Source organism: Embleya sp. NPDC008237 (genome assembly GCF_042956465.1).
Classification (GTDB): domain Bacteria; phylum Actinomycetota; class Actinomycetes; order Streptomycetales; family Streptomycetaceae; genus Embleya.
Genome location: NZ_JBIBGL010000002.1, coordinates 398,345 through 420,185, shown reverse-complemented (window position 1 = coordinate 420,185; position 21,841 = coordinate 398,345). Strand labels below are relative to the sequence as shown.

Genomic DNA, 21,841 nt, shown 5'->3' with positions numbered 1-21,841 from the left:
CGACCGCCGCTGATCCTCCCGGTGGCCCCGCCGGCCCGTCCGCGTTCGCCGCGGCGGGTCGAGCCGACGGCCCCTCCCGAGAGCGCTCGGCGCTTCCTTGCTGTCTTCGCTTCCGCCTCCGGCAAGGAGATTTCCGAGTGTCCACCGGCAGCCACAACTCCGGTAAGCAACACACCGTCCCACCGCGCACCGACACCTTCGACTGTGTCCGCTGCGGCCTCACCGTGACCACCGTCGACCCGGCCGGCGGCCGGCGCAACCACTGCCCGAGCTGCCTGCACTCCCGGCACGTCCTCGACCGGGTCGAGGGCGGACCGTCCGAGTGCGCGGCGCGGATGTCGCCGATCTCGATCGCGGTGCTGCGCAGCGGCGACTGGATGATCGTGCATCGATGCATCCGGTGCGACGAACTGACCTCCAATGCCATCGCTCCGGACGACAACCAGCTCATCCTGATTCGGATGGCCGTCCGGCCGCTGGCCCAACCCCCGTTCCCGCTCGAAGTGTTCGGGGAGTGGTGACGGTGGCCCGGCGCAAACCGGCGGACCGGCGCCCGCAGCGGTACAAGGACGTCACCCACGGACGGACCGGGCGCGGCGACGCCTTCCGCTGCGTCGGATGTCGGCTCGACGTGCCGTTGCTCGCGCCCGGTACGGCACATCGCAACCACTGTCCGCACTGCCTCACCAGCCTGCACCTCGATCGCCGCGTCCCGGGCGATCGGGCGGCCGACTGTCGGGGCCGAATGACCGTGCTGAGCATGTCGGTTCGGGCGGACGGCGAGTGGCAGCTGATTCATCAGTGCCAGTCCTGCGGGGCACTGGGCGCGAACCGGATCGCCGGCGACGACAATCCGCTCGCCCTGATCCGGTTGGCGATGCGCCCGCTGACCGATCCGACCCGCCCGATCCGCGCTCTGCTCACGCTGTAGCGGAGCCCGACCGGGCGACCCGGGAGGCCGGGCGCCCGGAACGGCCCCGGTGACGGACGCGCGGGCGCCGGTCGAGTCGACATCGACTCGACCGGCGCCCGAACCGGCCCGGCCACACCAAACGTGCCGGGCCGACCGCGGTCACTCCATGCCCGTCCGCCCCGGGGACCAGAAGGGCTTGGTGATCACCGAACGGCGGTCCCAGCCGTGGTCGGCGACGAGCCGGTCGCGGACCAGCTTGACCGTCTTCGCCTCGCCCGCCACATAGGCGATGCCCGTCGTCGCCGGCAGCGCCAGCCGGCCGACCGCCTCGGCCAGCGTCGCCGAGGACGCCGCCGACGCGTCTCCGCGGGTCAGCCAGGTGAGCCGCTCGGCGTGCGGCATCGGCAGCCGGTCGGCCTCGGTGGCGGTCTCGATCACCCCGTACACGTTCAGCGCCGGACCCACCGCCGCGATCATCGCGCCCAGCGCCACCGAGGCGGTCTCCTCGCCCACGAACACGTGGTAGGGCGCGTCCGGACGCAGCACGAAGCCGCCCTCGGGTCGGCCGAACCGGACCCGGTCGCCGGGTCGCGCCGCCCGACCCCACGCGGCTCCCGGCCCCGGGCCGCCGTCGTGGTCCAGCACGCACAGGTCCAGCGTCCCGGCCGCCGGGTCGTGCTCCCACACCGAGTAGGTGCGCAGCAGGTTGCCCGGGCCCTGGCGCCAACCCGCGATCGAGAGCACGTCGTTCACGTGCACCCGGACCTGTTGCCCGGGTCGGCAGGCCAGTTGGCGCAGCGAGGCGTCGCCGATCCGGATCCGCCGCATCCGGGCCGCGATCGGCTCGGTCTCCACGATCGTGCCGGTCAGGAACACCCGGTCGAGCAGCCTGCCCACCGGCCCACGTCGGCGACTCGTCGCCCCATTCATGCGGCACCGCCCGATGCGATCGGGGCGGCCGAGGCGCGCGCGCGATCCCGGTAGCCCATCGCGACCACCGCCGTGATCGCCAGCAGCAGGCCGCCGACGACCAGGAAGCCGACCGACATCGCATCGGTGAACGAGTCCACGACGCGGGCGTGTTCCGCGCCCCGGGTCCGGGCCAGTTCCACGGCCGGCTGACCGGAGAACCGGGCGGCCAGGACGGTGCCGAACACCGCGACCCCCAACGCGGCACCGACCTCGCGGGCAGCGGTGTTCAACCCCGAGCCCAACCCCGCCTGGTGGGGAGGGAGTTCGGAGACCACCCCGAAGGACAGCGCGGGCGCGCACAGACCGGTGCCCGCCGACAGGATCAGCAGGAACCCGGCGTACACCGCGTACGGCGTGTGGGCGTCCACGCTCGCCATGCACAGCAGCCCGATCCCGATCAGACTCAGCCCGAACACCACCAGCGGCCGGGTTCCGAACCGCTGTTGCGCCTTGACCGCGACCTTGGGCGCGAGTGCCATGCCGACCGTGAGCGGGATGATGGCAAATCCGGCGCGCAGCGCCGAGAAGCCCTTCACGTATTGCAGGTACTGGGCGTTGATAAAAAACAGCGCGAACAGCCCGAAGAAGCTCGCACCGATGCCGAGCACGCCGGCCCGGAGCTTGGCGGACTTGAATACCCGCGGGTCGAGCAGCGGGTGCTCGGCACGCAGCGCGTGCAGCACGAAGCCGGCCAGCAGCAGGCCGCCCAGCCCGAAGCCGCCGATCACGTGGCCGGAGCCCCAGCCGAACTCCGGGCCCTCGATGATCCCGTACAACACCGCGACCAGGCCGGTGATCAGCAGTGTGGATCCGGTCGGGTCGAGCGCCGCCGGGTGCGTGGCGGTACGCGGGGTGACCCGTTGCACGACCACGGCGAGCACCGCGGCCGACGGGACCATGATCCAGAACAGGCCCTGCCAGGGCAGGTACTCCTGGACCAGGCCGCCGCCCACGTTGCCGAGCAGACCGCCCAGGCCGACCGCGAGGGTCCAGGAAGCCATCGCCTGCGGTCGACGCTCGGCCGGGAAGACGTGCATCAGGATGGACATGGTCGCGGGCATGATCAGCGCGGCGCCCGCGCCGGAGATACCGCGACCGGCGATCAGCGTGGCCGAGTTCGTGGCGAGCGCGCTGACCGTGGCACCGGCGGCGAACACGCCGAGCCCGGCGAGCAGCGCGCCCTTGCGGCCGTAGCGGTCGCCGAGGGCGCCGGCCGGGATGAGCAGTCCGGCGAAGACGATCACGTACGCGTCGACGATCCACAGGATGCTGTCGGCGGACGGGTGCAACCGGGACGCGGCCAGTTGCGGAATGGCCAGGTTGATGGCGGCGACCATGCTCTGCGCGACCAGCACGCAGGCGCACATCGCGAGCAGCACGGCGCGCGATGCGCCGGCACGGTCGGGTTCGGGGCTGTCGGCGCGAGGCGCCGACGTGGCCCGGACAGGCGTGGACATGGATCCCCCAGGAGGAGCCGACTGACGGAAGAGGAAGGGGTGATGCGGGGAACTGCGTGTCCGGACCTCTTCACCGTAGGGTGGGACGTCGATTGACTCCAGTGCATGTTCCGCATGGGAAGGATGCGTGTGACGCAATCGGGGTTGGACCTCAATCTGCTCACCGCGCTGGACGCGCTCCTGGAGGAGTGCAGCGTCTCCGGCGCGGCGCAGCGCATGCATCTGTCCGAGCCCGCGATGAGCCGCACACTCGGCCGGATCCGCAAGGCGTTGGGCGATCCGATCCTGGTCCGGGCCGGCCGCTCGATGGTGCCCACTCCGCACGCGCTGGCCATCCGGGCCGAGGTGCGCGTCATCGTGGAACGCGCCCGCACCCTGTTCGCCGCCGCCGGCGAGGTGGATCTGCGCACCCTTTCCCGCACCTTCACCGTGCTCGCGCACGACGCCTTCACCGCGGCGTGCGCCGAGACGCTGTTCGCGCGTGCGGCGCGGGAGGCGCCGGGGGTGCGGCTGAAGTTCCTCGGGGAGGGCTACGTCGACGCTCCGGCGCTGCGTGAGGGGATCGCCGACCTGGAGGTGGGCGTGATCGACACCGTCTCGCCGGAGGTGCACACCGAGCACCTCTTCGACGACCGCATGGTCGCGTGCGTACGGGTCGGTCACCCGCTGCTGGAGGGGCGCTGCACCCCCGAGCGGTTCGCCGCCGCCGAGCATCTGATCGTCTCGCGCCGGGGCAGGCTGCACGGACCGGTCGACGCCGCGCTCGCCGAACTGGGCCTGACCCGCCGGGTGGTGGGCACCGTGCCGACCTTCCCGTCCTCACTGTTCATCCTCAGGGCGGGCGACCTGGTCGGCCTGGTCGCCGAGCAACTCACCACGATGGTCGCGGAGATGGGGTTGCGCACATTCGAGGTGCCGCTGGACCTGCCGCCGTTGCCGATGGGCCTGGCCTGGCATCCGCGCAACAACGCCGATCCCGGGCATGCGTGGCTGCGCGGGTGCCTGCGCGACGTGATGACGGGGCTGACCGAGTGAGCGCACGCGGGTCCCGCGCGGTCGGCCCTCGGGCCGCGGCGGTCCCACCCGGGTCCCGCGCGGGTCAACCCTCGAGCTTCATCAGCTCCACCCGGGTTCCGTCCGGGTCGGCCAGGAAGACCAGTTCGGTGGAGCCGGTGTCGCTGCGCAGACTGGCCCGCGTGTCGGCCAGGAGCGTGCCGCCGTACTCGACCAGGCGGGCCGCGGCGGCGTCCACGTCCTCGACGATGAAGGACAGGTGGGTCAGTCCGAGCTGGTTGCGCCGCCGCGACGGCTCGCCCAGCGGGTTCGGCGAGGCGTAGTGCAGCAGTTCCACGACCATGCCCGCCTTGGCGATCATCTGCGACACCAGGCGCACGTCGCCCTCGACCTCCAGGGTGTGCGCGACCTCGTTGCCCACGTCGTAGCGCACCACGGGGGCGAAGCCCAGGCCGTCGCAGTAGAACCGCATCGCCCGGTCCAGATCGGTGACGCACAGCCCCAGGTGGGATGCGTTGTAGCTGACGGCCTCGGACATGGTGCGGCTCCCGGCTCTACTGACGGTGTGTCAGGTCGGTTGGTGCCCGCACGCTAGCAACGGCGGGCGCAATGATCCACCGCCGTTTCCGCCGACCCGGGCGGGTGCCGAGTCGAGCGCCGTCGCGTCGCCGAAGTCCGCCCCGCGCGATCCCGACCCGCCCGGCCCGGACCCGCGCGGTCCCCGCCGCTCGGCCCCGACCCGCTCAGTCGGTGACCAGGTCTCCCTCCAGCACCGTGACCGCCCGGCCCGACAGCCGCACCCGATCGCCGACCAACTCCACGCCGACCGTGCCGCCGCGCGCGGACAGTTGCGCGCCGTTCATCCGCCTGCGGTCCAGCCGCGGCGCCCAGTACGGGCCGAGCACGCAGTGCGCCGAACCGGTGACCGGATCCTCGGCGATGCCCACCGAGGGTGCGAACACGCGCGAGACGAAGTCGGCTCGGCCCTCGCCCGCGGCGGTGACGATCAACGCCCGGTACGGCAGCGCGGCGATCATCTCCAGGTCCGGGACCACCGCCCGTACGGCCGCCTCGGACGCCACCTCCACCAGCAGGTCGTCGCCGCCCGCGGCCACCCGGATCGGCTCGACCCCCAGGGCCAGGCCCAGGTCGGCCGGTACCGGCACCTCGCGCGGCGGCAGCGCGGGGAAGTCCAGGAGCACGCCGGAGCTGTCCAGGGTCGCGGTGAGCACCCCGCTGCGGGTCGCGAAGCGGATCCGCGAAGTGCTCGCCGGACCTTGCCCGAACAGCACGTGCGCCGTCGCCAGGGTGGCGTGCCCGCACAGGTCCACCTCGGTCTGCGGGGTGAACCAGCGCAGGGCGAAGTCCGCGTCGACGCCCGCGGTGGGCACCGCGAACGCGGTCTCGGAATGCCGTAGCTCGGTCGCGACCGACTGCATCCAGGCGACGTCGTCGACATGCGCGGAGTCGGGCAGACACACCCCCGCCGGATTGCCTCGGAACGGTCGATCGGTGAACGCGTCCACGACAAAAATCCGCATGCCGGTCACGGTACCCGGCGGCGGCGGACCCGGGGGCGTACCCACGACCACCCGAACCACACGGCGCCGGCGAACGCGAGCGTACCCAGGCCCACCAGCAGCCACGGCCACCAGCTGAGGTCCACCCGTTCGTCGCCCCGGTACAGCAGGTCGTCGCCGGACACCTCCGGCCGCAGTTCGAGTCGGGTGTCCGGGAGGTGCTCCTTGAACGACTCGGCCAGCGGGGTGCGCACCTCCCCGACCACGTGCGCCTTGGCCTCGTAGTGGCCGGCGTCCTTCCACATGCCGTCGGTGCGGTGCGTGCGCGCGGCGAGGTTGACCGAGAAGTAGACGGGTCGGCCCGGCGCCAGCAGCGGCGCGCCGTCCTTGAGGCCGACCACCCCGACGCCGTCCACCCGCAGCCGGGTGACCTGGAGCGGGACCCGCGTCGTGGTCGCGACCAGCCGCAGGCACAACTCGCGGCCCGAGGACAGGTCGAGCCGGGTGTTCGGCGGCACCGGTTGGAACGTGCGGCAGTCCAGCGCGTCCGGCTGCTCGGCCGGCGGCATCAACCACGTGGCCTGCACCCCGCCGTCCTTGTCCGCCGCCACGATCCGGGCGGCGCTGCGCAGTTGCAGACCGATACGCGCCTGGGCCAGGCCGGTGCCCGGGTCGGCCGGGTTGTCCCGCAGGATGCGGGTGTCCGGCAGCACCCGCTGGAGCGCCGGTCCCGCGCCGGCGTCGCTCGCCAGGGGGATCGCGAAGCCCGTGACCGTGCGGCCCTCCTCGCCGAGCCGGTCGAAGTCCTTGCGCAGGTCCGGGCCGACCGCGTCGCGGGTCGCGTCCGAGAGCAGCAGCACCCCGTTCACCGAGTTCGGCGCGGACGTGCGCAGCACGGTCAGTGCCCGGTCGAGCGCGGCGTGCAGATCGGCGGCCTCCGCCGTTCGGCTCGGTGGCACGGTGCCCGCCGTCGGATCGCCGACCCGCGGGGCGGGCAACCGCGCGGCCATCGCGGCCGGATCGGTGACCGGCTCCAGGCCGTTGCCGTACTCGGTCGCGGTGGTGTCGAAGCTGATCAGCGAGACCCGGTCGGACGGAGTGAGCCGGCCCAGGAACGCGGTCATCGCGGTCTTGACCGCGGCGTAGCGACCGGTGCGGTTCATCGACTCCGAGGCATCCACCAGGATCACGTAGTTCGCGCCCTCGCGATCCGCGCCCAGGCTCGCGATCAGCCGCTCGGCGCCGTACGGATCGGGCGGTTCGGCGCCGATCGCCGCCGGCCGCGGGGCCGCCACCGAGTCGTGTGCGGGCACCGCGGCGCACAGCGCGATCAGGGTCAGGACCACCGCGACGGCGAGCGCACGCGGCCCTTCGCCGTGTTTGAGCGCGGCCCGCAGTTGTTTGAGGTGGCGACGGAACGCGTCGAACTCGTCCTGTTCGCGCTCGACGATCAACAGTGCGGCCTCCGGCCCCCAGCTGTGCGCGGCGATCAGGACCCGGATCGCCCGCAGTTCCTCGCGCGCCTGGGCCGGGGTCGGCCCGCGGGCGGTCAGTTCGCGTTCCAGGTGGGGCAGCAGTCGGTCCCGCTCGCGGTCGCCTGCGCCGTGCCACCAGCGACCGACCTCGTGCACGTACAGGTCGCGGCGCGCACGGGCCGGGCCGTCGACGATCTCCGCCGCCCACACTCGGGCCACCGCTTCGGCGTCCGCCCCGCGCAGCACGTCGCGGAACCAACCGCTCGCGGCGCGCGCGGCCAGTTCCGGGCGGGCCCGGGCGACCGCGGCCCACCATGCGTTGTCCAGTCCGGGCAGCTCGGCGAGGCGGGGGTCGGCGAGCACCGCGTCCGCGACCGCGGCGGTGACCGCCGGGTCGCCGGCCCGGACCAGTTCGCCGAGCAGTTCGGCGGTGACCGGCACGGCCCGCAACAGTGCGGCGACCCAGCCGGCGAACCGCCCCTCGGCGACCGGCTCCCGGCGCAGCGCCAGCAGATCCGCCGCGACGTACGGCCCGTCCGTGGGCGCGCCGCCCAGCGCGAGCCGCAGCACGTCGGCGCGTACCCGGGCGGCGACCGGGGCCTGGGCGCCCAGCGGAGTGCCCAGGAGCGCGGCCAGGCCCTGTGCGGCGGGGTCCGCGCGGCGGTCGGTGAGCGGGACCAGGGTCGGCCACAGGTCGTGCAGGACGGCGGCGATCGTGGCGGGGTCGGTATGCCCGGCCACGCGCAGCGTGAACACCGCCTCGGCGCTCGGTATCTCGGCGGTCCGCAACCGCTCGCCCACCAACAGCGCGTACGGCGCGAGCCATTCGGGCGCCCGGTCGTCCCACGGCCGGATCACCTCCAGCCACGCGCGCAGATCCGGTCCCGAGGTGTCCAGGAGTCGGCGCAGCACCACCGGGTGGTTCCACAGCGCGTCGTAGAGCGCGGGCACGTCGGTGGTCGGCGCCGGGCCCAGCAGTCGGCACAGGTCCGCGACCAGCGCCTCGGGCGAGACCGAGCCGCCGTCGACCCGGCCCACGCCGTCCGTCGCCGCGTCCGCGCCGTGCGGGGCCCGCGGTTCGGTGCCGGCGGGCGGGGTGGCGCCGGCCAGCAGCGGCGGGACCGGGCCGAGCAGGACGTGGACGAGCCGATCACCCCGGCCGGCCGCCACCGCCGTGTTCCAGCCGACCGCCAACCCGGCCGGCCGGGCCCGCAGCGCGGCGGCCATGTCCCGGGTCACCTCGTCGCCGTCCTCCGCCCGCCAGCGCTCGGCGATCGGGGCCGCCAGCGTGGTGTCCCCGCACAGCAACCGGTCCAGCATGGACGCGGGGCGGGCCTCGACCGCGGGTGCCCGCGAGGCGGGGCCGGTCGCGGCGGCGCCCACGAACTCGGCGGCCGTACGCGGCGCGTCGCCGCCCGCGCCCATCCCGGCGGCCCGGGCTCCCGCCTCGGCGAGCAGCCCGAGCAGGTGGTCCCCGGCGGCGGGCGTGCCCGGTTCGTGCAGCGTCGCGAGGGCGGCGATCAGCGGGTCGAGCCCGACCCGGCGGCGCAGCGTGGTCAGTTCGCCCAGGTAGGCACGGGCCGCGGGCAGGTCGGGTAGGTCGGGCATGCCGTCCAGGGCCACCCGCACCGTGCCGGGCGCGGGCACCCGGCCGAAGGCCAGCCGTGGTCGCAGTCGCCCGGTGGAGCCCATCGAGGTCGCGAAGCGCAGGCCGGCGCGGCAGCCGTACGGCAACAACGCGGCCACTCGGTCCAGGAGTTCCAATCGGCTCCGGGTGTCCAGGTGGTCCGCGCCGGTGATCACCACCGGGCCGGCCAGGACCGCCGCCGCCACACCCGCGAGCCATTCGAAGTCGTCCGCCCGCACGCCGACCGCGCCCGGCGAGCCGGGCAGTCGGACCCGCAGCGGTCGCTCCCGGTCGGTGGGCAGTTCGATGCCGCGAAAGGCCAGCCACAGCGCGGTGTAGCCGGCCGCGGCGGCGGCGATCTCGGCGTACGGCGCGGTGAAGTAGCGGACCCCGTCCGCATCGCGCAGGGTCATCGCGACGAACGGGTCCTCGCGTCCGGTACTGGTCAGTCCCACCCACCCGGGCGGCGCGTACTCGTCGAGGGTGGGTCGCACCAGTCGTTCGAAGTGAGCCCGCCGTTCCGGCCCCGCGCTGCACGCCGGCACCCGACCGTCGTGGTACCAGGCCCAATGCGCCCGCAACGTGCCCGCGGTCTCGCGGGGGCGGTCGTGTCGGTCGGTCGCGTCCACGTGAACCTTTCTGTGCGCGGGGTGCCGGTCGGGGTCGAGGGCCGGGGCAAGGATCGGCCCGGTCGCCGGCGGTTCGGCCGGGCGGCCGGGGGCGGCGGCGGAAGGGACAGTCGTTCCGCCGATTTCGGTTGTTCCCCGGGAACCGTCGACATGACCCCCTCGGGCCCCATGTTCTGCGGATGCACCCCGGATCCGGGCGCGACGCGCCGGCTCCCCCGTCATCCGCGCCTCGTCCTCGGTCCGTCCGCGGGCGAGGTCCGGACGCGGAACTCCCGGTTCCGCCGGGATCGGGCATGCGGCGGTCCGCGGTCCGGGTCGGGTCCACCGCGCGGGTCGCCTCGCGCGGGCGCCGATCCGGAACCCGACGGTGATCGGCTCGTGCGCACCCGTTGCGGGCACGAGGCTTGCGGGCACGAGGCGGATCGTGGTCGTGGGCTCCCGCGAACACGAAGTCGATCCGCCCCTGCCCGCCGTACGCCGATGAACCGACCGACCGACGGGGTCACCTGCGGTGCTGCCCCGATCGAGCCGTCAACCGGTGCACGCGGGTACCTGTTTGCTCAGGTCGCCGCCGCTCTCCAGGTAGATCGCGGGCACGAAACCGGTCTTGCCCTCCACGTCGATCTGCGCCCAGGTGCGACTGGAGGAGCCCGCGTAGTAGGCGATCGAGCCCTCCGCGTGGCAGTTCGCCCGGACCTCGGTGCCGGTCTTGATCTGCACGACCTTGTCCGACTGGTACGACGTGCCCTTGTACATCACCAGCCGGCCGCCGGTGTGCACGGTCGCCGCGACCGAACCGGGCCGGGGCCCGGCGGCGGTCTGCCCGGTACCGGAGGTGGCCTTGCCGGTGCCGGAGCCGGTCGGGTTCGGCGACCCCGACGAGCTCTTGCTCGAACCGGCGCCGGCCGTCTTGGTCTTCTTGTCGCTCGAACCGCCGCCGTCCACCGTGAGCAGCGCCACGAAGAAGACGATCACCAACAGGATCAGCCCGCCGACCACCATCAGGATCCGCACCGGATGCCGACTCAGCGCGTGCAGTCCGAACCGCCCGCGCGGCGGCCCGCCGATGGGCGTCGGTGTGGAGAAGAACTCCACCCGCCTCCGGTTGTCCATACGACCCCCTGCGTCCCCGCGTCGCCCGATATGCACCTGTCCGTGACGAACCCCTCTCGGAGAGGTCTGCCCACATTGACCATCAGACACCAACGACGGGTCCGAGACGTACCGACGAGTCCATAAATCGATCGCCTTCGGCGGGGCGCCGCTAGGGCGTCGGGACCCAGTCCACCCGGCCGGCGAGCAGCACGTAGCCCACGAACGCCACGATGTCTATCAGCGCGTGTGCCACCAGCAGCGGCATGACCCGGCCCCAGCGCTTGTACAGCAGACAGAACACGACGCCCATCACGACGTTCCCGAAGAACCCGCCGATGCCCTGATACAGGTGGTACGAGCCGCGCACCACCGCGCTGATCGCCACCGCCCCGACCCACGGCACCTCCAACTGGCCGAGCCGGCGCAGCAGATAGCCGAGGACGATCACCTCCTCCAGGGCCGCGTTCTGGATCGCGGACGACACCAGCACCGGGATCCGCCACCACACGTCCGGCAGCGTGGTCGGCACCACGGTCAGGTTCGCGCCCGCGGCATGCGCGCCCAGGTACAGCGCCAGCCCCGACCCGCCGATCGCCGCCGCCACGCCCGCCCCGCGGCCCAGGTCCCACCACGGCCGGGTCCGGTCGACCCCGAGCGCGCGCAACGAGCCGCCCTCGCGCATCAGCAGGTGCGCGACCAGGAACACCGGCACCAGCGCGGTGGCGATCCCGAACAGTTGCCAGGCCAGGTCCAGCCACGGCCGATCCGCCGCCCGCGAGCCGTTGAGCACGGCGGCCTTGTGTCCCAGGCCGCCGGGCGCGGTCAGCGAGCCGAGGAACGAGATCAGCGAGGAGACCCCGGAGGCGCCCAGGGACAGGGCCAGCACCAACACCACTTCCGAGCGCAGCACTCGGCGCCGGGGCACGGCGGGGGTCTCGACGGACTCGGGCTCGGTGATCACCCGCACACGTTACCGAGCGCGGATAAGCCCGCCGTCAGCCCACGGGCCACGTGTGCACGGCGTCCCCGCCGCGCATGTGCTCGGCGTAGCGCAGGGTCATCGCGCGCAGGGCCTCCAACCGGTCCATGCCCTTGGTGTCCCGATAGTGGTGGTACTGCGCGCTCTGCCAGGTGGCCCCGTTGGTGCGCAGCAGGCAGCGCTGCTCGATGATGCCCAGGTACTCGTCCCGCTCGCGCGGGTCGATCCCCCACCGGTCCAGGCCCTCGTAGGCGCGCGGCAGCAGGTCCTCCAGCACCAGTTCGGTGACCGGCACGGTGCCGTGGCCGGGCCAGTTCAGTCGTGCGTCGATGCCGTACCGGGCACCGGCGTGGAAATTCTCGGTGGCGACCTCGAACGGCATGCGTTCCCAGACCGGATGCTCGTCGTCCACCAGCGAACGCACCACGCCGTAGTAGAAGGCCGCGTTGGCCATGATGTCGACCACGGTCGGCCCGGCCGGCAACACCCGGTTCTCCACCCGCAGGTGCGGCTTGCCGCGGGCCACGTCGTAGACCGGGCGGTTCCATCGGTAGATCGTGCCGTTGTGCAGCTTGAGTTCGCGCAGGTGCGGGACGTCGCCGCGATCCAGTGCCTCGATCGGGTCCTCGTCGTCGCAGATGGGCAACAACGACGGGAAGTACTTGACGTTCTCCTCGAACAGGTCCACGACCGAGTCGATCCACCGTTCGCCGAACCAGGTCAGCGGTCGTACGCCCTGCGCGATCAGCTCCTCGGGCCGGGTGTCGCACGCCTGCTCGAACAGGATCGGGCGGGTCTCGCGCCACAGCTCGCGGCCGAACAGGAACGGTGAATTCGCCCCGATTCCGCACTGCACCCCGGTGATGGATTGCGCCGCGTTCCACAGCGGACCGAAATTCCTCGGAGTGACCTGGAGGTGGAACTGCACGGACGTACAGGCGGCCTCGGAGACAATCGTGGTGGCCGTGGTGTCGAGCCGCTCGACACCCTCGATATGCAACCGTATGTCCTCGCCTCGGGCGTTGAGGATCTGATCGTTGAGGAGGGTGTATCGGGCGTTGTCGGATATGGTCTCGAACGCCATGTGCGCATCGGTCAGGGTCGGCAGAATGCCGATCATCACGATCCGCGCTTCGAGTTCCGCGGCCTTGCGGTCGGCGTAGTCCAGGCTCGTGCGCAGTTCCTCGACCAATTCCGAGAACACCGGCCCGGTGAGCCGATGCGGCGGAATGTTGACCTCGATGTTGAACAGTCCCAGCTCGGTCTGAAAATCCGGGCTGGCGATCCGCCGCAACACCTCGGCATTGCTCATCCGAGGTCGACCCGCGGCGTCGGCCAGGTTCAGTTCGATCTCGACGCCCATGAGCTTGCGGGCGCTCTCGAACCGGTCCTCGTCCAGCATGCGTTGCAGCGTTTCCAGACAGCGGCGCAACTTGTGCCGGTATCGCTGCCGATCGGATCGGCAGAACTCGGTGACCTCGACCTTTTCGCCCATGAATGCCCCTCCCTCGTGAACCCGGCTCCCGCGGAGCCGGTCGAGTGGTCGCAATCCGGTACCTGTCGGATCGGGACGACCTGATCGTTCCCGCCGACGTTCTCCCAAACCGATGCATCGGGCCGACATTGGGAACATTACCGATCGACCGTGACGAATCACAGGGGAACCGCAGGGCCGGCAAACACGTCACTGATCACATCGAGAGCGCACCTGCCGGCCGATCTTCAAGGCTTGCCGGAGATCACCTAGGGTGTGCTCTTGCCGTGACGGGCGTAGCGAGATTCGTGGGGGTTGCCGTGCGGGAGTTGGTTCGGGCGATGCCCATACAGGGACTGCGTTTCCAGATCGTGGTCACAACGATCTCGATACTCGTCTGCGCTGCCCTGATCTGGAATGTCGGCAATGCCGGCCGATGGTCGGAGGCGGCCGCTTCGCCGCAGGCCGCGAAAGCGCCCAAGGAGATACAGGCCCCGCCGCTGCCGCCGGGCAACCCCAACGCCCGGGAGCCGGCCACCCCGCCCGCCGCGCCGCCGCCGCCGGTGGATCCCACCCTGGTGTCCAAGGTCAAGGGCGAGGGCAAGCTGGTCGCGCTGACCCTGGACGACGGGCCGTGGCCGGAGTGGACCGACAAGGCCCTCGGGCTGCTCGCCCAGTACGACGTCAAGGCCACCTTCTGCATGGTGGGCCAGCAGGCGAAGGACCATCCCGACCTGGTCCGCAAGGTGGTCGCCGCCGGCCACGGGCTGTGCAACCACACCATGACGCACGACATCAACCTCAAGAAGCGCACGCCGGACGAGATACACGGCCAGATGCAGCAGACCCTGGAGTGGATCCACAAGGCGTCCCCGGGCACTCCCGTGCGCTGGTTCCGCGCGCCGGGCGGCAACTGGTCCGACGAGGTGCGTCAGACCGCCGCGTCACTGGGCATGGGCTCGTTGCACTGGACGGTGGACACCAACGACTGGCAGAAGCCGGGCGTGGACAAGATGCTCCAGAACGTGCACGGCCAACTGGGCCCGCGCGGCGTGATCCTGTGCCACGACGGCGGCGGCGAACGCAGCCAGACGATCGCCATGCTGGAGCGAATAATCCCCGAACTCAAGTCCGCCGGCTACACCTTCGTCATCCCGTAACCACCCGCCCCACAACGGCAACCTCCACACCCACCCAAGCCGAATCCAGCCCGTCCGGCGCTTGAGGACAACGCCCGACCCACCGAACGCACAACGGCAACCTCCAGCGCCCGGCCCGGCCCCGCAAGCCCCGCGCGCACCCCGCGCACGAGTGCATAGGCCGCCCGCCCACCGGGCATGTGTGCCAGGCCCGCTCACCGCGCCAACCGGGAGGCCGCCCGATCGACGCCGCTTTGGCCATCGTGCTGCTCGTGCTGCTGATCGCCGGCAACGGCATGTTCGTCGCCGCCGAGTTCTCCCTGGTCACCGTCGAGCGCGGCGAGGTGGCGGCCCGGGCCGAGGCCGGCGATCGGGGCGCGGGCCGGGTCCTGAGCGCGCTGCGCACCCTGTCCTTCCAACTGTCCGGCGCCCAGTTGGGCATCACGCTGACCTCGCTGATCGCCGGCTACCTTGCCGAGGCGGCCTTCCGGCTGCCCAGGTTCGCCGCCCTGGTCCTGGCCTCCGGGTTGCAGATGGTGCTGGGCGAACTCGTCCCCAAGAACGCCGCGATCGCCCGCCCGCTGGGCGTCGCCCGCGTCGCGGGCCCGTTCCAGGTCGGCTTCTCCCGGCTGTTCCGGCCGCTGATCGTGTTCCTCAACGGCTCGGCCAACTTCTTCGTGCGCAAGCTCGGCATCGAGCCGCAGGAGGAGTTGGGCTCCGCCCGCTCGCCCGACGAACTGGCCCAACTGGTCCGGCACTCCGCCCGTGCGGGAGCGTTGCCCGCGGGCACCGCCCGGGTGCTGCACCGGGCGCTGCGCTTCGCCGACAAGCAGGCCGCCGAGGCGATGACCCCGCGCACCGAACTGGTCACCCTGCCCGCGACCGCGTCGGTGAGCGAACTGATGGACACCGCCCGCGCGTGCGGCCACAGCCGGATCCCGGTCCGCGGCCAGGATCTGGACGAGATCGTCGGCGTGGCGGTGCTGCGCGACGCGCTGCACGTGCCGGCCGCCGAACGGGCGCGCACCCCGCTCGCCCGGATCGCCCGCGCCCCGGTCCTGGTGCCGACCTCGCTCGACCTCAAGCGGGCGGTCGAACGACTGCGCGAGGGCCGGACCCAGTTGGCGATCGTGGTGGACGAGTACGGCGGCACCGCGGGTGTGCTCACCGCCGAGGACCTCGCCGAGGAGTTGGTGGGCGATCTGGCCGACGAGCACGACCCGGCGGACGAGCCGGACGCGCCGCCGCAACGGCTGCCGAGCGCGCGCGTGTTGCGGTTGTCCGGCCTGCTGCGCGCGGACGAGGTCGAGGAGGCCAGCGGCTGGCGGCTGCCGGACGGCGACTACAACACGCTGGCCGGGCTGATCCTGGCCCGGCTGGGTCGGCTGCCCGCGGTCGGCGACCACGTGGAGGTGGACGGCCGGCGGCTGACCGTGGTGGCGATGGACCGGCACCGGATCGACGAGGTCGAGCTGCGGATGGAGGCCGACTCCTGATGGGCGACTTCCTGCTCTCGCTGGTCCTGCTCGCGGCCAACGCCTTCTTCGTCGGCGCCGAGTTCTCGGTGATCTCGGCCCGGCGCACCCGGATCGCGCCGCAGGCCGAGGCGGGCTCGCGCCGGGCGGCCATGGTGCTCACCGCGATGGGCCGGCTGTCCACCATGCTCGCCGCCGCCCAACTGGGCATCACCGTGGCCTCGCTCGGCCTGGGCGCGGTCGCCGAACCCGCGCTGGCGCACGCCGTGGCCGCTCCGATCGAGGCGATCGGGCTGCCCGCCGGGGCGGTGCACCCGATCGCGTTCGTGCTCGCGCTGGCGGTGGTGGTGTTCTGCCACATGGTGCTCGGCGAGATGGTGCCCAAGAACATCGCCCTGGCCGGGCCGGAGGAATGCGCGCTGTGGCTGACCCCGCCGCTGTTGCTCTTCGCCCGGCTGACCGCGCCGATCCTGTGGCTGCTCAACCACGTGGCCAACCTGTTCCTGCGCGCCTTTCGGGTGCGGCCGGTGGACGAGGTGCGCAGCGTGTACACCGCCGAGGAACTCCCGGCGCTGCTCGCCGAGTCGCGCGAGCACGACCTGCTGGACGTACGCGAGCACGACCGGCTGGCCGGCGCACTGGCGCTGCACTCCAGCCCCGCGGCCTCGGTGATGCGGCCGTGGACCGACGTGGTGGCGCTGCCCGGACCGGTCTCGGCGGCAGCCCTGGAGGAGGCCGCGGTGCGCACCGGCCTGTCCCGCTTCCCGGTCCTGGACGCGGCCGACCGGCCGGTGGGCTACGTACACGTGCTCGACGTGCTGGCTCCCGAGGCGGACGGTGCGGTACCGGTCTACCCCCTCGTCACGGTCGGCCCGGATGCCACGCTCACCGCCCTGTTGGCCCGCATGCGCGGCTCCCGCTCCCATCTGGCCCTGGTCGGCGAACCGGACACGGTGCCGCTCGGCCTGGTCACCCTCGACGACGTGATGTCCTCGCTGTTCCCCTGATCGAGATCGTTCCAAAAGGTCTTCAAACGGGTGTCAGTTCGCAATACACCGTTACTTTTCGGAGCCGTTTCGGTACAATGCGCTGACCGGCCCTGCCGGGTCCCTCCGTACGCCGCCGGGTCGTCCCCCGGCCGGATACCCGGTTCCCCACAGCACAGCGCCGCTTTCCCCTCCCCGGATTCTCCGGATTTTTGGACTCTGCATCGAAATGAGGCGGTCTCATGGTCCTGCGTGTGCCCGAGGCTCCCGAGTCGGCCCGCCGAGCGGCCCGAGCCGTGCTTGAATCCCGCGCGTTGCTCCCCGCCGACTGCCGCGCCGATCAAGCCGCGCTCACAGCCGGATTCCCGCACCGCGTCTTCGAGATCGACCTGCTCGACCTGGTCGCGGATCAGGGCGTACGCAGCGCCCGCCCGGTGGGTTGGCGCTGGCTCATGTGGTCCGGCGACGTGGTCGTCGGCGGCATCGAGGTGCGCCCCGGCCCGACCGGTCACGGCGTCGGTCGATTCGTCGAGGGACCGTTCACCGTGGCCACCGCACCGGCCGCCGCCGCGGCCCGGGCGCTTCCGCAGACCCTGCTCCGCCGCGACGAGGCGCGCCTGCTGAACGTGCCCGGGATGTACATGGTCGCGCTGTGGTTGGCCGACGAGGCGGGCGGTGTGGACCTGCTGATCCCGCTCTCGCCGGCGCCGTGCGGCGTGCAGGCGCTGCGCAGCTACACCGCGGCGGAACTGGCCGCGGTGCTGGCCGCGCGCACCCGCCGGCCGGCCGCCGTGGGGGCTCCGGACAGCTGATCACACCCGACCGTTCACACGTGTGGTCACATCTTGGGCGCAGTCGGGTGAGAACTGCGAGAAGTCCTGCGCGCGGGCCTTCGGAGGCGGACACTGTGAGCTGCCGGGCAAGGCTGCCCGACGCGCTCCGCGCAGACACCGAGAAGGTACGAGGATGTGCCAGCACCGACCGCATTGCCCACCGGCGGACAGCCCCGATCGTGAGGCCGCCGCCGTTGTGGCCGCTCATTTCGAACAGGGATGGAGCCTGCTGTGCAACGGCGTCGTCCTGTTCGAGGACACGGGCGAACTGCTGCCGGACGGACGCACCATCGCCCCGCACCGGCCCCGAGTGGGGTTGGTTTCGGCGGCCTGATCCGTTCGCACGGCCCAACGAGCCGGAGGTCACCTCGGAACGACCTCCGGCTCTTGCCTGCCCGGGGCCGGTCGGGCCGCCTTCCCGATACAGTCCGAGCGGCAACATGCGATCTGCGGCGACACGATGTCGGGCGCGACGACGACTGGGAGTTCCATCCCCATGGGCACTGGCGGCACCCCTCGGCCCGGTCGCCCGCGTGATCCACGCACCGACGAACTGATCCTGGCCGCGGCCCGCGAGCTGGTCGCCGAGCAGGGCTACAACCGGGTCAGCATCGACGCCGTCGCCCGCCGGGCGGGCGTGACCAGGCCGACCGTGTACCGCCGCTGGCCCTCGAAGGCGCACCTGGTGCACGAGGCGGTCTACCCGGCCCGCGAGATGAGCTTTCGGCCGCTGCCGCACGAGGACTTCGCGACCGGCGTACTGCGCTTCGCCGAGGCCGCGCTGGAGTCGTTCCGTCGCCCGGAGACCGCGGCCGCGGTGCCGGGGCTGCTCGCCGAGTACCGCGACCAGCCCGAGCTCAAGGAACTGCTCGTGGCCCGGATGGATCCGGTCCGGGCGATCTTCCGGGCGTTCGTGGCGGACGCGGTCGCGCGCGGCCAGGCCCGCCCGGACGTGGACGCCGACCTGCTCTTCGAATCGCTCAGCGGCGCGTTGATGTTCGGCGTCCTGGGCAGCGACCTGGCCGCCAAACCGGGGTTCGCCGCGTCGGTGGCCCACCTGCTGACCCACGGCGCGGCCCGCCCCTGATCGCTTCGCCCGCGGTCGGGACGTCCACGATCGAGAGCGGGCCGCGCCCGGTTCGGGTCAGTTGTTGCCGTACGCCTCGATCGGCGGGCACGAGCAGACCAGGTTGCGGTCGCCCTGGGCGCCGTCGATCCGGCGCACCGGCGGCCAGTACTTCTCGGCCGGCACCACACCGGCCGGGAAGACCGCCTCCGCCCGGGTGTAGGCGTGCGTCCACTCGCCGGCGAGCAGCTCGGCGGTGTGCGGCGCGTTGCCGAGCGGGTTGTCGTCGGCGGGCAGCTCACCCGACGCGACCCGGTCGATCTCGCCCTTGATCGCGATCATCGCGTCGCAGAACCGGTCGATCTCGTGCAGGTTCTCGCTCTCCGTCGGCTCGATCATCAGCGTGCCGGGCACCGGGAACGACATGGTCGGCGCGTGGAACCCGTAGTCGATCAGCCGCTTGGCGACGTCGTCGACGCTGACCCCGGCGGTCTTGGTGATCCCCCGCACGTCGATGATGCACTCGTGCGCGACCAGGCCGTTCGGGCCGGTGTAGAGCACCGGGAAGTGCGGTGCGAGCCGCTTGGCGATGTAGTTGGCGCCCAGCACCGCGACCTGGGTGGCCTCCTTGAGCCCGTCCGGGCCCATCAGCCGCAGGTACGTCCACGGGATCGGCAGGATCGCCGCCGAGCCCCACGGAGCGGCCGAGATCGGCCCCACGCCGGTCTCCGGGCCCGCGGTGGGCTGGAGCGGGTGGTTGGGCAGGTACGGCGCCAGGTGCGCGCGCACCGCGACCGGGCCCACGCCCGGACCGCCGCCGCCGTGCGGGATGCAGAAAGTCTTGTGCAGGTTCAGGTGCGATACGTCGGCGCCGATCGCGCCGCCCGGCTGGGCCAGCCCGACCAGCGCGTTCAGGTTCGCGCCGTCCACGTAGACCTGGCCGCCGGCCTCGTGGACGGCCGCACACACCTGCTCGATGCCCTCCTCGAACACGCCGTGCGTGGACGGGTAGGTCACCATCAGCACCGCGAGCGTGTCCCGGTGCCGCTCGATCTTGTCGTGCAGGTCGGCCAGGTCCACGTCGCCGTTCTCGCCGGTCTTGACCACCACGACGCGCATGCCCGCCATCACCGCGCTGGCCGCGTTCGTGCCGTGCGCGGAGGAGGGGATCAGGCACACGTCGCGGCCGGTGTCGCCGTTGGCCCGGTGGTAGGCGCGCACCGCGAGCAGGCCCGCCAACTCGCCCTGCGAGCCGGCGTTGGGCTGGAGCGAGACCTTGGCGTAGCCGGTGATCCGGGCCAGCGAGTCGGCCAGGCCGTCGATCAGCTCCAGGTATCCCGCGGCCTGCTCCACCGGCGCGAACGGGTGCAGGTTCGCGAACTCGGGCCAGGTGATCGGTTCCATCTCGACCGTGGCGTTGAGCTTCATCGTGCACGAGCCGAGCGGGATCATGCCCCGGTCGAGTGCGTAGTCCTTGTCCGCCAGCCGCTTGAGGTAGCGCAGCATGTCGGTCTCGGAGCGGTGCGTGTGGAAGACCGGGTGGGTCAGGAACTCGGTGTCGCGCAGCAGCGGCTGCGGCAGCGCGTCGGCGGTGTCCGCGTCCAGCGCGGCCACGTCGCCGGTGACCCCGAACGCTCCCCAGACCGCCTCGACGTGCGCCCGCAGGGTGGTCTCGTCGCAGGTGATCCCCACGTGGTCGGCGTCCACGGGACGCAGGTTGATCCCGGCCGCGCGGGCGGCGGCGAGCACCTGCGCGGCCCGACCCGGCACGCGCACGGTGATCGTGTCGAAGAAGTCGCCGTGCACGACCTCGACGCCGCCCGCCCGCAGCCCGGCCGCGAGCACGGCCGTGTAGCGGTGGGTGCGGCGGGCGATCGAGGTGAGCCCGTCCGGCCCGTGGTAGACCGCGTACATCCCGGCCATCACGGCCAGCAGGACCTGCGCGGTGCAGATGTTGCTGGTCGCCTTCTCCCGGCGGATGTGCTGTTCGCGGGTCTGTAGCGCGAGCCGGTAGGCGGGCGCGCCGTCGGCGTCCACGGACACCCCGACCAGCCGGCCCGGCATGCTGCGGGTGAGCTTCTCGCGGACCGCCATGTATCCGGCGTGCGGACCGCCGAAGGCCATCGGCACGCCGAACCGCTGAGTGGTGCCGACCGCGATGTCGGCGCCCATCGCGCCCGGCGCACGCAGCACGGTGAGCGCGAGCAGGTCGGCAGCGACCGCCACCAGCGCGCCCTGTGCGTGCGCCGCCTCGATCACCGGGGTCAGGTCGCGGACCCGGCCGTCGGCGCCGGGGTATTGGAGCAGCACGCCGAAGCAGCCGCCCTCGGGCAATCCGTCGGTGGTGTCGGCGACCACGACCTCGATGCCCAGCGCCTGCGCCCGCGTGCGCACCACGGCGACGGTCTGCGGCAGGGTGGCCGCGTCCACGACGAACACGTCGCTCTTGGCCCGACCGGCCCGTCGGGCCAGGGTCATCGCCTCGGCGGCGGCGGTGGCCTCGTCGAGCAGCGAGGCGCCGGCCACGTCCAGGCCGGTCAGGTCGGTGACCACGGTCTGGAAGTTGAGCAGCGCCTCCAGCCGGCCCTGCGAGATCTCCGGCTGGTAGGGCGTGTAGGCCGTGTACCAGGCGGGGTTCTCCAGCACGTTCCGGGTGATCACCGGCGGGGTGAAGGTGCCGTGGTAGCCGAGCCCGATCATCGAGGTCAGCACGGTGTTGCGGGAGGCCAGCTCGCGCAGTTCGGCGAGCACCTCGGCCTCGGAGCGCGCGGCGGGCAGTTCGAAGCCCTCCAGCGCGCGGATCGCGGCGGGCACCGCCGCGTCGGTCAACTCGTCCAGGGATCCGTAACCGATCGCGGCGAGCATCTTCGCCTGCTCGTCGGCGTCCGGACCGATGTGCCGGCCGGTGAACGGCGACGCGGCCTCCAGGCCGGTCAACGAGCCGGGACCGGAGGGGAGTACGGCGTGAGCACGCGTCGGGGCAGGGGTGCGCGGGGTCATCGCGAAAGGCCTCCTGGATCGCTCCTGGACGGACACGCGGGTCGCGCGCCCACCGGCCTCCCCCTCTGTCATCTGTACCTGAGAGCTTCACCGCGCCCGGGGCACCGGTCGAACCGGTTCCCACGGGCGCGATTTGCACCGTCGGCGAGGATCCGACCCGACTCGGCGAGCCACGTGCGGATCCTGC

The 21,841-nt window shown here is 72.5% G+C and carries 18 protein-coding genes; 9 read left to right on the top strand and 9 right to left on the bottom strand.

Annotation, left to right across the window (positions count from 1 at the left end; genetic code table 11):
- Window positions 1-137 precede the first annotated feature (137 nt).
- Window positions 138-521 (top strand): RNHCP domain-containing protein, encoded by a 384-nt coding sequence (locus tag ACFZBU_RS04990; protein WP_391582072.1) that lies wholly within the window; start codon window positions 138-140, stop codon window positions 519-521.
- 2 nt (window positions 522-523) lie between these two features.
- Entirely contained in the window at window positions 524-931 is a 408-nt protein-coding gene (locus tag ACFZBU_RS04985; protein ID WP_391582071.1) for an RNHCP domain-containing protein, read from the top strand.
- Between the two features lie 141 nt (window positions 932-1,072).
- Here the strand turns inward: ACFZBU_RS04985 and ACFZBU_RS04980 are convergent, their stop codons facing one another.
- Both ACFZBU_RS04980 and ACFZBU_RS04975 read right to left on the bottom strand, forming a co-directional pair.
- Complete coding sequence (locus ACFZBU_RS04980; protein WP_391582070.1) at window positions 1,073-1,843, bottom strand: siderophore-interacting protein; 771 nt, start codon at window positions 1,841-1,843, stop codon at window positions 1,073-1,075.
- Window positions 1,840-3,342: an MFS transporter gene (locus tag ACFZBU_RS04975; RefSeq protein ID WP_391582069.1), complete on the bottom strand. Its 1,503-nt coding sequence runs from the start codon at window positions 3,340-3,342 to the stop codon at window positions 1,840-1,842. The genes ACFZBU_RS04980 and ACFZBU_RS04975 overlap by 4 nt, the downstream gene beginning before the upstream one ends.
- Before the next feature lie 123 nt (window positions 3,343-3,465).
- On the opposite strand from ACFZBU_RS04975, the gene ACFZBU_RS04970 reads away from it, so the two are divergent.
- Complete coding sequence (locus tag ACFZBU_RS04970) at window positions 3,466-4,377, top strand: LysR family transcriptional regulator (protein WP_391582068.1); 912 nt, start codon at window positions 3,466-3,468, stop codon at window positions 4,375-4,377.
- A gap of 64 nt (window positions 4,378-4,441) precedes the next feature.
- Here ACFZBU_RS04970 and ACFZBU_RS04965 read toward each other — a convergent pair whose 3' ends face one another.
- The 6 genes from ACFZBU_RS04965 to ACFZBU_RS04940 form a co-directional block, all read right to left on the bottom strand.
- Window positions 4,442-4,894 carry a VOC family protein gene (locus tag ACFZBU_RS04965; RefSeq protein ID WP_391582067.1) on the bottom strand — a complete coding sequence of 151 codons (453 nt, stop codon included), beginning with the start codon at window positions 4,892-4,894 and terminating at the stop codon, window positions 4,442-4,444.
- A 205-nt stretch (window positions 4,895-5,099) separates the two neighbouring features.
- The gene (locus ACFZBU_RS04960; protein ID WP_391582066.1) at window positions 5,100-5,897 is read right to left on the bottom strand and encodes a PhzF family phenazine biosynthesis protein; all 798 of its coding nucleotides are present in this window, start codon (window positions 5,895-5,897) and stop codon (window positions 5,100-5,102) included.
- Window positions 5,898-5,902: 5 nt separating this feature from the next.
- Window positions 5,903-9,607 (bottom strand): VWA domain-containing protein, encoded by a 3,705-nt coding sequence (locus ACFZBU_RS04955; protein WP_391582065.1) that lies wholly within the window; start codon window positions 9,605-9,607, stop codon window positions 5,903-5,905.
- 531 nt (window positions 9,608-10,138) lie between these two features.
- Complete coding sequence (locus tag ACFZBU_RS04950; protein ID WP_391582064.1) at window positions 10,139-10,720, bottom strand: hypothetical protein; 582 nt, start codon at window positions 10,718-10,720, stop codon at window positions 10,139-10,141.
- A 151-nt stretch (window positions 10,721-10,871) separates the two neighbouring features.
- Window positions 10,872-11,669, bottom strand: coding sequence for a CPBP family intramembrane glutamic endopeptidase (locus tag ACFZBU_RS04945; protein ID WP_391582063.1), 798 nt, complete (start codon window positions 11,667-11,669; stop codon window positions 10,872-10,874).
- Window positions 11,670-11,697: 28 nt separating this feature from the next.
- Window positions 11,698-13,176 carry a glutamate--cysteine ligase gene (locus ACFZBU_RS04940; protein ID WP_391582062.1) on the bottom strand — a complete coding sequence of 493 codons (1,479 nt, stop codon included), beginning with the start codon at window positions 13,174-13,176 and terminating at the stop codon, window positions 11,698-11,700.
- 320 nt (window positions 13,177-13,496) lie between these two features.
- On the opposite strand from ACFZBU_RS04940, the gene ACFZBU_RS04935 reads away from it, so the two are divergent.
- The 6 genes from ACFZBU_RS04935 (at window position 13,497) to ACFZBU_RS04910 (ending at window position 18,675) form a co-directional block, all read left to right on the top strand.
- Window positions 13,497-14,315 carry a polysaccharide deacetylase family protein gene (locus tag ACFZBU_RS04935; protein ID WP_391582061.1) on the top strand — a complete coding sequence of 273 codons (819 nt, stop codon included), beginning with the start codon at window positions 13,497-13,499 and terminating at the stop codon, window positions 14,313-14,315.
- A gap of 242 nt (window positions 14,316-14,557) precedes the next feature.
- Entirely contained in the window at window positions 14,558-15,790 is a 1,233-nt protein-coding gene (locus ACFZBU_RS04930; protein ID WP_391582443.1) for a hemolysin family protein, read from the top strand.
- Window positions 15,790-16,776 carry a hemolysin family protein gene (locus ACFZBU_RS04925; RefSeq protein ID WP_391582060.1) on the top strand — a complete coding sequence of 329 codons (987 nt, stop codon included), beginning with the start codon at window positions 15,790-15,792 and terminating at the stop codon, window positions 16,774-16,776. Before ACFZBU_RS04930 ends, ACFZBU_RS04925 begins: the two co-directional genes overlap by 1 nt.
- A gap of 221 nt (window positions 16,777-16,997) precedes the next feature.
- A complete protein-coding gene (locus ACFZBU_RS04920; protein WP_391582059.1) occupies window positions 16,998-17,567 on the top strand; it encodes a hypothetical protein in 570 nt (189 codons plus the stop codon).
- A 154-nt stretch (window positions 17,568-17,721) separates the two neighbouring features.
- Window positions 17,722-17,922, top strand: a complete 201-nt coding sequence (locus ACFZBU_RS04915; RefSeq protein ID WP_078978673.1) for a DUF5999 family protein — start codon at window positions 17,722-17,724, stop codon at window positions 17,920-17,922.
- A gap of 162 nt (window positions 17,923-18,084) precedes the next feature.
- Window positions 18,085-18,675 carry a TetR/AcrR family transcriptional regulator gene (locus ACFZBU_RS04910; protein WP_391582058.1) on the top strand — a complete coding sequence of 197 codons (591 nt, stop codon included), beginning with the start codon at window positions 18,085-18,087 and terminating at the stop codon, window positions 18,673-18,675.
- A 57-nt stretch (window positions 18,676-18,732) separates the two neighbouring features.
- On the opposite strand, the gene gcvP is transcribed toward ACFZBU_RS04910, so the two are convergent.
- The gene (gcvP, locus tag ACFZBU_RS04905) at window positions 18,733-21,654 is read right to left on the bottom strand and encodes an aminomethyl-transferring glycine dehydrogenase (protein WP_391582057.1); all 2,922 of its coding nucleotides are present in this window, start codon (window positions 21,652-21,654) and stop codon (window positions 18,733-18,735) included.
- Between the last annotated feature and the right edge of the window lie 187 nt (window positions 21,655-21,841).

Excerpts from the sequence above, each read along its gene's own strand:
- ACFZBU_RS04980 (WP_391582070.1), bottom strand. The coding sequence starts at position 1,843 with ATGAATGGGGCGACGAGTCGCCGACGTGGGCCGGTGGGCAGGCTGCTC.
- ACFZBU_RS04975 (WP_391582069.1), bottom strand. The coding sequence starts at position 3,342 with ATGTCCACGCCTGTCCGGGCCACGTCGGCGCCTCGCGCCGACAGCCCC.
- ACFZBU_RS04970 (WP_391582068.1), top strand. The coding sequence starts at position 3,466 with ATGCGTGTGACGCAATCGGGGTTGGACCTCAATCTGCTCACCGCGCTG.
- ACFZBU_RS04965 (WP_391582067.1), bottom strand. The coding sequence starts at position 4,894 with ATGTCCGAGGCCGTCAGCTACAACGCATCCCACCTGGGGCTGTGCGTC.
- ACFZBU_RS04960 (WP_391582066.1), bottom strand. The coding sequence starts at position 5,897 with ATGCGGATTTTTGTCGTGGACGCGTTCACCGATCGACCGTTCCGAGGC.
- ACFZBU_RS04950 (WP_391582064.1), bottom strand. The coding sequence starts at position 10,720 with ATGGACAACCGGAGGCGGGTGGAGTTCTTCTCCACACCGACGCCCATC.
- ACFZBU_RS04940 (WP_391582062.1), bottom strand. The coding sequence starts at position 13,176 with ATGGGCGAAAAGGTCGAGGTCACCGAGTTCTGCCGATCCGATCGGCAG.
- ACFZBU_RS04935 (WP_391582061.1), top strand. The coding sequence starts at position 13,497 with ATGCCCATACAGGGACTGCGTTTCCAGATCGTGGTCACAACGATCTCG.
- ACFZBU_RS04925 (WP_391582060.1), top strand. The coding sequence starts at position 15,790 with ATGGGCGACTTCCTGCTCTCGCTGGTCCTGCTCGCGGCCAACGCCTTC.
- ACFZBU_RS04920 (WP_391582059.1), top strand. The coding sequence starts at position 16,998 with ATGGTCCTGCGTGTGCCCGAGGCTCCCGAGTCGGCCCGCCGAGCGGCC.
- ACFZBU_RS04915 (WP_078978673.1), top strand. The coding sequence starts at position 17,722 with ATGTGCCAGCACCGACCGCATTGCCCACCGGCGGACAGCCCCGATCGT.
- ACFZBU_RS04910 (WP_391582058.1), top strand. The coding sequence starts at position 18,085 with ATGGGCACTGGCGGCACCCCTCGGCCCGGTCGCCCGCGTGATCCACGC.
- gcvP (WP_391582057.1), bottom strand. The coding sequence starts at position 21,654 with ATGACCCCGCGCACCCCTGCCCCGACGCGTGCTCACGCCGTACTCCCC.